The organism is Limosilactobacillus vaginalis DSM 5837 = ATCC 49540 (assembly GCF_000159435.1).
GTDB lineage: Bacteria > Bacillota > Bacilli > Lactobacillales > Lactobacillaceae > Limosilactobacillus > Limosilactobacillus vaginalis.
On the sequence record NZ_GG693412.1, the window covers coordinates 398,468 to 407,123 of the forward strand.

Annotated in this window: 8 protein-coding genes; 5 read left to right on the forward strand and 3 right to left on the reverse strand. The window is 42.0% G+C overall.

Translation table 11 applies throughout. The annotated features are described in order from the left end of the window. Positions 1-159 precede the first annotated feature (159 nt). The 4 genes from HMPREF0549_RS01780 (at position 160) to HMPREF0549_RS01795 (ending at position 3,207) form a co-directional block, all read left to right on the forward strand. Positions 160-1,392 carry an L-lactate MFS transporter gene (locus HMPREF0549_RS01780; RefSeq protein WP_003716544.1) on the forward strand — a complete coding sequence of 411 codons (1,233 nt, stop codon included), beginning with the start codon at positions 160-162 and terminating at the stop codon, positions 1,390-1,392. A gap of 138 nt (positions 1,393-1,530) precedes the next feature. Further along, positions 1,531-2,529, forward strand: coding sequence for a D-2-hydroxyacid dehydrogenase (locus HMPREF0549_RS01785; RefSeq protein WP_040530716.1), 999 nt, complete (start codon positions 1,531-1,533; stop codon positions 2,527-2,529). Positions 2,530-2,745: 216 nt separating this feature from the next. Next, positions 2,746-2,931 (forward strand): hypothetical protein, encoded by a 186-nt coding sequence (locus HMPREF0549_RS01790; protein ID WP_003716546.1) that lies wholly within the window; start codon positions 2,746-2,748, stop codon positions 2,929-2,931. A 15-nt stretch (positions 2,932-2,946) separates the two neighbouring features. Next, complete coding sequence (locus HMPREF0549_RS01795) at positions 2,947-3,207, forward strand: GlsB/YeaQ/YmgE family stress response membrane protein (protein WP_003716547.1); 261 nt, start codon at positions 2,947-2,949, stop codon at positions 3,205-3,207. A 215-nt stretch (positions 3,208-3,422) separates the two neighbouring features. On the opposite strand, the gene hflX is transcribed toward HMPREF0549_RS01795, so the two are convergent. From hflX to HMPREF0549_RS01810, 3 genes are all read right to left on the reverse strand, one after another. Further along, complete coding sequence (gene hflX / locus HMPREF0549_RS01800) at positions 3,423-4,697, reverse strand: GTPase HflX (RefSeq protein WP_003716548.1); 1,275 nt, start codon at positions 4,695-4,697, stop codon at positions 3,423-3,425. Between the two features lie 35 nt (positions 4,698-4,732). Further along, positions 4,733-5,392 carry a histidine phosphatase family protein gene (locus HMPREF0549_RS01805; protein WP_003716549.1) on the reverse strand — a complete coding sequence of 220 codons (660 nt, stop codon included), beginning with the start codon at positions 5,390-5,392 and terminating at the stop codon, positions 4,733-4,735. An 85-nt stretch (positions 5,393-5,477) separates the two neighbouring features. Then, positions 5,478-6,128 (reverse strand): VTT domain-containing protein, encoded by a 651-nt coding sequence (locus HMPREF0549_RS01810; protein ID WP_003716550.1) that lies wholly within the window; start codon positions 6,126-6,128, stop codon positions 5,478-5,480. 169 nt (positions 6,129-6,297) lie between these two features. Between HMPREF0549_RS01810 and helD the strand changes: the two genes are divergently transcribed. Further along, complete coding sequence (helD, locus tag HMPREF0549_RS01815; protein WP_003716551.1) at positions 6,298-8,625, forward strand: RNA polymerase recycling motor HelD; 2,328 nt, start codon at positions 6,298-6,300, stop codon at positions 8,623-8,625. The last annotated feature ends 31 nt before the right edge of the window (positions 8,626-8,656 follow it).

Consider the following 8,656-nt stretch of genomic DNA (forward strand, 5'->3'; position numbering starts at 1 on the left):
CCGGCTCTTTTAATAATTTATTATTTAATCGCTTACAACATTAAAGTTCGTGTTTTACTTATTGTTTAATTAAAAATCCTGTGTTATTTTTTAAACACCGAACTAATAGAGCTTATTTAAAAATAATGTTCGGAAATAATAGTAAAGGAAGTATCAAGAATGGCAAAGACGAGAAACCGGTATGGAGTCGCAATTGCGGGGGTAATTCTCCACTTAATGATTGGTGGGGTATATGCTTGGAGTGTATTCACCAAGCCAATTTCTGCCTATACTGGTTGGAAGGAAACATCAGTATCATTTGCATTTAGTTTGGCAATCTTCTTTTTAGGAATGTCAGCTGCATTTATGGGACGGTTGGTTGAAAAGTTTGGTCCAACCGTTACTGGAACAATCTCAAGTATTTGTTACGGAAGCGGAATCGCATTAACCGGATTAGCTATCCAATCACACCACTTATGGTTGCTTTACTTAGCGTATGGTGTCATTGGCGGATTAGGGTTAGGTTCTGGCTACGTTACACCAGTATCAACGATTGTTCGTTGGTTCCCTGACAAGCGGGGGTTAGCTACCGGGTTAGCGATTATGGGATTCGGTTTTGCGGCAATGCTTACTGGTCCAGTTGCTCAACACCTGATGGCACTTGTTGGGATTGCTAATACCTTTTACGTTTTAGGAGCATTTTACTTTGTTGTAATGATTGTGGCTGCTCAATTTATTAAAAAGCCACGTCCTCATGAATTACCACAAGCAATCGCTGAGAACGCTCAACGGGTAAGTTTAACCAACCAAGAATTAACTGCCAACCAAGCATTAAAGACCCGGACTTTTGCATTCTTGTGGTTCATGTTCTTTATCAACATCACAACTGGAATTGGACTTGTTTCAGCTGCATCACCAATGGCTCAGAACATGACGACAATGACTGCCAGTGCTGCTGCGGTAATGGTCGGGATCATTGGTTTATTCAACGGTTTCGGTCGACTTGCCTGGGCAACATTATCTGACTTTATCGGTCGGCCACTCACATATAGTTTGATCTTTGTGTTAGATATTTTAATGCTCTTCGTTCTCCTCTTCTTCAAGACACCATTTATCTTTGCATTAGCGCTCTGCTTGTTAATGTCATGCTACGGTGCCGGATTCTCAGTAATTCCAGCATACCTTGGCGATGTCTTTGGAACAAAGGAATTAGGAGCAATTCATGGCTACATCTTGACTGCCTGGGCTGCAGCGGGGATGGTTGGACCAATCCTTCTTTCCTACACTCACCAAGTACTCCACAATTACTATGTAACTTTGATTGTCTTTGTTATTATTGATGCTTTAGCAATGATTGTTTCCGTTTGGATTCAGCGTGATTTTGTCACTCGTCGGGAAACTAAGGCTGCTTAACTTAAAAAATAACTTTCTAATTTAAAAGCTGAAGGCTAGTTAAACTGGTCTCCAGCTTTTTGTTTGTCCTAATAATTTAGTATAATAAAGAATGTAAGCGATTTTTTACACACAAATATGAAAAGGATGGGGTTTCAAATGAAGCTAATTATGTTTGGCGTAGATGATAAGGAAGTACCATACGCTAAGGAATGGGCGACTAAAACTGGCAATGAAGTTAAATTGGTTAGGGAGCAATTAACGACTTCAACCATTGATTTAGTGGAGGGCTTTGATGGAATTTCAGTTCTTCAAACCAGCAAGATTGATGATCCAGCCATCTATACTAAGTTAAAGCAATTTGGGATTAAGCAACTATCAACCCGGACAGCAGGATTTGACATGTTTGATCTTGAGTTAGCAAAGAAAAATGGTCTGAAAATCACAAATGTTTCTATCTACTCTCCACGGGCGATTGCGGAAATGGGGCTAACTCACGCAATGTACCTTTTACGACGGATTGGCGAGTTTAAGGAACGGATGGTAAATGACGCTGACTTCCGCTGGAGCAAGGATCTAGTTAGTAATGAAATCTATAACCAAACCGTTGCGATTGTCGGCCTCGGTCATATTGGCGGTGCAACCGCCCAGATCTATAAGGCGCTAGGTGCACGGGTAATTGCGGTTACACGAGAAACTAGTGTTGTTTATGCACCATATGTTGATGCATTTGTTGACCTTGAAACCGCGTTAAAGGAAGCTGACATTATTACTCTCCACGTTCCGTTGACTTCCAGTACGGAAAACATGTTTGCAGCTCCACAGTTTAAGCAAATGAAGAATAATGCAATTTTGATTAACATGGCACGGGGACAAGTGGTTAATACTAATGATTTGATTGCAGCCCTGAAGAATCATGAAATTGCGGGAGCCGGCCTTGATACGCTTGGTGATGAAACAACCTACTTTAGTAAGAAAGTTTCGCCAGCGGACGTTCCGGCTGACTTCAAGGAATTAGTTGCAATGCCAAACGTGGTAGTGACACCACACGTTGCCTTCATGACGACTACCGCTGTTCGCAATATGGTTCAGGTTAGTTTGAATGATATTGCAGCGATTGTTAAAGGAAAAAATATTAAGAACGAAATTCGTTTTTAATTCATAATTAATAAGTGAGCAGCCGTTAAAAGACGTGAGAATGCTGGTAAAATAGCATCTTCACGTCTTTTGTTAATTTAAGGAAAAGATAATTAATATTAATACTTTCGTAAGCAAACTGGTAAAGGGTCGCTAATGAAATCGCTTATTGTTATGATCAAACCATCAAAGAAAGTTACTAGCACACAGTCACTCAGATAGAGAAAGGAGCAGACTATGACTAGCAAAAAGAGCATTAAGAACAAGGTTGTCGGTAAGCTGAAACAGGTTGAAGGAAAAATAACTAAGGATAAAGTTCGTGAGGCAGAAGGTAAAGCACAAGAAACTCACGGTAAGGCTCAAGCAAAAGCAGATGAGTTAAAGAAGAAAGCCGCTAAGAAAAAAGAAGAATTAGCTGAATAAAAGGAGGGGATGTAAATGTTCCATTGGATTTGGGTATTAATCGTTGGTGGTGTCATTGGATTGATTGCCGGAGCGATTACTCGTCGTGGTGGTTCCATGGGAGTCATCAGCAATATTATTGCCGGACTAGTAGGTTCGTCATTGGGTGAGGCTGTCCTCGGTGCTTGGGGACCACAAGTTGCTGGAATGGCAATTGTCCCTTCGATTATCGGTGCAGTAATTCTGGTATTAATCGTTTCCTGGATTATGGGGATGATTAATCGGCGAGCAGCGTAGTATCATTTATATAAATATAGATAGAGGGTGAGAAAAATAAAAGTTTTTCTCACCCTCTATCTATATTTAGTTATCTCCGAACTTACAGAGTCTAATTGCGGAAATTAACCCGAGCCTTCGAGTCTAACTACGAACGACTCTGATGAATTCATCATCATTCATCGTTCTAGGTTAGCCCACCAGGCTCTTAAATGGGTTAATTCCCAGCTTCCTATTTATTGAATAACGTATTTTTGATACTTGTCGTAATCTTTTTGCGAAAGTTCAACGGTTAGAACAGTTCCGCTGTTTTGGTATTCAGTATTCAAAATGTTGGTATTTTCGTTAAGGTATGAAACAACATTTCCGTCCGCAAACGGGATCAGCATTTTGGCTTCAACATAGTCTTGGAAGAGGTGCTTCCGAATAGCTGAAACGAGGAGATCGAGTGATTCATCGTCCTTAGCAGAAATCACAATTTGATCGTCACCCTCAAGTACTGGATATTCCATGTCGGTCTTATCAGCCTTGTTGAAGACATACAACATTGGAATGTTTTCGATTCCAATCTGCTTTAGAGTTTCTTGAGTGGTTTTCATCATGTCTTCGTAATGTGGGTCTGAAGCGTCAATTACCTGAATCAACAGGTCAGCATTGGCTGCTTCAGCAAGCGTTGACTTGAATGATTCAACAAGGTGGGTTGGCAACTTGCTGACAAAACCAACTGTATCACTAAGCAGGAACCGCTTTTGATCTGGTAGTGTCAATTGACGAACGCTGGTATCCAGAGTGGCGAATAACATATCTTTTTCAAAAACGGTTTTATCTTCACCAGCACCATATTTTTCAACGAGTCCATTCATGATAGTGGACTTACCAGCGTTAGTATAACCAACGAGGGCAGCCGTTGGAATGGCACTCTTGTCCCGTTGCTTCCGTTTAACTTCTTCGGAACGATCAATTACCCGCAGTTCTTTTCGCAGGTGGCTGATTGAATTCTGAATTGTCCGCCGGTTCATTTCCAACTTGGTTTCACCAGATCCCCGGTTAGTGAAGCCGCTACCGCCACCGGTTTGCTGATCAAGTCGTTGGTTAGCACTAGTCTGTAATCGTGGCAGTCGGTATTGTAATTCTGCAATTTGAACTTGGAGTTTGGCTTCCTTGGACTGTGCCCGTTCAGCGAAAATTTCAAGGATCAGTGCAGTACGGTCAAGAACACGACAGCCAAGTTCGTCCTCAAGGTTTCGTAACTGACTAGGAGTTAACTCATCATTAGTGATCACGGTTGAAACATTTTCAGCTAAAACTGCTTCTTTAATTTCATCAACCTTACCACTTCCGAAGTAGGTAGCTGGATTAGGCCGGTCAATTGACTGATCAATCCGGTCGATTACCTTCATGTGATTTGCCTGGGTTAGTTCAGCAAGTTCGGTCATGGAATAATCAAAGTCTTCTTGTTCGGTGTTTAACCCAGTGATTAATACTGGCTCTTCAGTTTGTATGTTATCCATTGAAAGATAGTGTTCCCCCTTTTGGTTTAATTATTTTATTTATCAGGAATGTGGAGTTGGTTATAGAAGTCCACATGAGTATCAGTATCAGTTAGTGTCATTTTCATAATGCTGCCGTTTCGTGGCGAAACATTTTGATCGACCCCTTCAAGGTAGCGATCAGCGATTGAACGGATAGCAGCACCGTGTGAAACGACAACCGCAACAGAGTTATCTGGCAGGTTGCGTAATCGATCAAAGCCCTTATCCATTCGGTGCCAAAAACGTTCAGCATCTTCAGCGTCCCCATATTGATCCGCCTTTGCAATTCGATCTTTAAGTTCATCAGTGCCCCAGCCAGCAGCCATTTGTGAGAATGTATGGTAGCCATATTTACCACCAACAATGTCGGCAACTGCACCGCCATTTGCTCCTTCAAAGAAGCCAAAGAAGATTTCTCGAAATGCTGGTTCTTGAATTGGCTCCTTAAGGTCGGTATTAGGATCAGCAGCAAGGAGCAACCGTGCGGTATTAACTGCCCGTGAAAGATCGCTACTGAAAATGTAATCAAACTTAACCTTCGATAGTGCCTTTCCTACACGCTTAGCATCTTCAATCCCCTTTTCGGTAAGGGGAGCGTCAGACCATCCTTGCATCCGATTATAGCGGTTAAGGTATGTTTGACCATGACGAACAAAGTAGACAGTAATTGCCAACTTGATCAGCTCCTTTTTACGTAATAACAATTATCTACTATTTTACCATGCTTTAATGGTAAGTGGGAACCGTGACAGTCTAATGTTACAGCATGTTATTCCGCTTAAGGATCTTTCGCCGAATGTGACGAATGAGGGCAAGGGTGGCGATAACCAGCAAAGCAGCAGCAACAAAAATCAGGATAATTAACGAGAAGTGTTCCTTAACGAATGGGATGCTGCCAAAGTAGTAACCAACGACACTGGCAAGGAGAACCCATACTATAACACCAAGAAGGTTGCCGACCATGAACCGGCGAAAATCAAAGTGCATTGTCCCGGCGATTAACGGCACAAACGTCCGGATTAGCGGTACAAAACGACCGAAAGCAATGGTCTTAATCCCGTGTTTTTCCAATAATTGGTGGGCCTTGACCATTCCGGGACCGTTAACTCGTTTTGCCAGCCATTGCCAGCGTGAAAGTGAGCGGCCAATGAAGTAGTTGACCGTATCGCCAATAAAGGCTGCTAAAAAGAAAACGGGAATTACAATTTCCATTTTCAGAACAGGGTGAAATGCAATGAACGAGGCGGTAAGAAAAATCAGTGATTCTCCCGGGAGCCACGGAAAAATGACCAGTCCGGTTTCCATAAAGATAATCATAAAAAGTAGAACGTAACTCCACGGCCCGAGCCATTCAAACATTGGAATGATTACTTCAGCAATGTGAGTCAAAATATAAAGTAAGTTGGCCAATCGACACGGCTCCTTTCTGAATCGAATTATTATACTATTTTACCGTTATTCTGGACTTAAAAGTTAGGGTAGCAGTAATATTTAAAGATAATTTAGCATTCACGATAACAGGGCGATATTGTTTCGGTCACCGCTTCATCAATGATATAATAGTAAGACGATTTCACGAATGGAGGTAGAAAGAGTGACCGAACAGTCAGTACAAGAATTTGAACAGCAGCATTTAGATCACGTTATTGATGAGATCAAACAGGCGAAGGAGAAGGCCGAGGAAAAGATCCACACCGCCCGACATGATATTAAGGGGATCAATAAACAGATCGATGATATTCATCTAAACACGACGACCTATTCTGGGATGATGGATACGGCAATGTCATTCCGTGCCCAGCAGCAGATGCTGGATGAACGGCAAAACAGCTGGCAACATGCTGCAGATCGCCTTTCAACCTTGAAACGCTTAGAAAAGAAACCTTATTTTGCCCGAATTGATTTCCAAGAAAAGGGTGCTGAAAAACCCGAAACCGTTTATATTGGTTTAGCATCATTTAGTGATCAGCCAGATCATTTTCTAGTATATGATTGGCGGGCACCAATTTCTTCAATTTACTATGAGGGAAAGCTAGGGAAGGTTAGTTACGAGACTCCTGTTGGTACTCAGGAAGTTAATATGACCCTCAAACGTCAATTTCAGATTGATGATGGGACGATTGTAACGATCTTTGATACTGATGAGCAGGTCGGTGATCAAATGCTTTTGGAAGCTTTGGGCACCCATTCCAGCACTAAGATGAAGAGTATTGTTACAACGATTCAACGAACCCAAAACGAAATTATTCGGGACACAAAAGACGATCTTCTCTTTGTCCAGGGGGCTGCAGGTTCTGGTAAAACAGCTGCGGTTCTTCAACGGGTTGCATGGCTTCTGTACCGTTACCGAGGTAATCTGAGTTCGTCTCAGGTGGTCCTCTTCTCACCTAACCAATTATTTAATGATTACATTGACCAAGTGCTTCCAGAATTAGGGGAGCATAATATGGTCCAGATGACTTATTACCAGTTTGCTAATCGACGGGTTCCACGGCTTCATGTGGAAACACTAGCTCAACGGTTTGACAGCAGCCAGGATCCGACAACCAAAAAGGCAGTTCAACTAACAACGAGTTTAGCTTACTTTAAGGCAACCGGACGTTACGCTAAGCACCTTGGGAAAGCCAATATGCGTTTTCGCAATTTGATGTTCCGCGGAAAAGTCTTCATTAGCAAAGAGAAGATCAAAGAAATTTATTATTCATTTAATAATAACTACAATCTTGGCAACCGACTTGATGGAACTAAGGAAGCACTAATCAAGTACCTCAATCACCGGGTGAGCGTTGAAATGCGCAGTAAGTGGGCTGAAGAAGCCGTACAAAACCTGAGCAAGGAGCAAATTGATGATTTGATGGACAACCAGCCACGAGAATTTGCGGATGAAAACCAACAATTCAAGTTCTTGGCCCGTCAGATTGTAATGAAGGCTCTTACACCGGTAAAACGGGCGATTGATCATAATTTATGGCTCAATATCAACGCCCAATTCATTCACCTTCTACGGGCAACCCCTAAACTCATAGACCTGGATAAATTTGGCATTAGTACTACTGAATGGGAAGCATACGTTGAAAAAACAAAAGATGATCTTCGTCAAGGAAACATTAGTGCTAACGGGATTACCATTTATCTCTACCTTTACGATTTAATGACCGGAAAGAAGGGTCAACGGGATATTCGGTATGTTTTCATTGATGAAGTTCAGGATTATGATGCTTACCAATTAGCATACCTAAAGTTCCGTTTCCCTAACGCCCGCTTTACTCTTCTTGGCGACTTGAACCAGGCAATTTTTACCCATGAAAATAGTCGTTCGCTCTTACGGCAATTGGGGACGATGTTTGATCCAGAAAAGACCAAGGTTGTTCAATTAACTAAGTCTTATCGGTCAACTAAACAAATTACGGACTTTACAAAGCACTTCCTAACGAATGGGGAGGCAATTGAAGCCTTTGACCGGAATGGTGATTTGCCAACTGTAATTGAAACTGATAGTTATTCTACCGGTGTTGATAGTGTCGTTGAAACGCTAAAGAAGTACCAGCAGGAGCATGATGCAGTGGCAATTATCGGTAAGACGCTTAATGATTGTGAAAAACTTTATGACGAATTAAAGCGACGGAATGTCAAGACAACGCTTATTCGGACAGAAAACCAGCGTTTAGTTGATGGGGTCATTATTGTGCCATCGTTCTTGGCTAAGGGGCTAGAATTTGACGCAGTGATCGCCTGGAACGTTAACGAGCAGGAATACCCTGATGACAGTGAACGCCAATTGCTGTACACGATTGCTTCTCGGGCAATGCACGCGTTAACGATGATTTCCGTGGGTAAGGTGACGCCATTACTCAAGGGTGTACCAGATGACCTGTATTCATTGGTGAAGCGCGGTAAAAATAATTAATAAAAACAAAGACCTGAGTCTCCGCTTGACG

Bases quoted from the DNA above. Each gene is read 5' to 3' on its own strand.
- HMPREF0549_RS01780 (WP_003716544.1), top strand. From the start codon at position 160: ATGGCAAAGACGAGAAACCGGTATGGAGTCGCAATTGCGGGGGTAATT.
- HMPREF0549_RS01785 (WP_040530716.1), top strand. From the start codon at position 1,531: ATGAAGCTAATTATGTTTGGCGTAGATGATAAGGAAGTACCATACGCT.
- HMPREF0549_RS01790 (WP_003716546.1), top strand. From the start codon at position 2,746: ATGACTAGCAAAAAGAGCATTAAGAACAAGGTTGTCGGTAAGCTGAAA.
- HMPREF0549_RS01795 (WP_003716547.1), top strand. From the start codon at position 2,947: ATGTTCCATTGGATTTGGGTATTAATCGTTGGTGGTGTCATTGGATTG.
- hflX (WP_003716548.1), bottom strand. From the start codon at position 4,697: ATGGATAACATACAAACTGAAGAGCCAGTATTAATCACTGGGTTAAAC.
- helD (WP_003716551.1), top strand. From the start codon at position 6,298: ATGGAGGTAGAAAGAGTGACCGAACAGTCAGTACAAGAATTTGAACAG.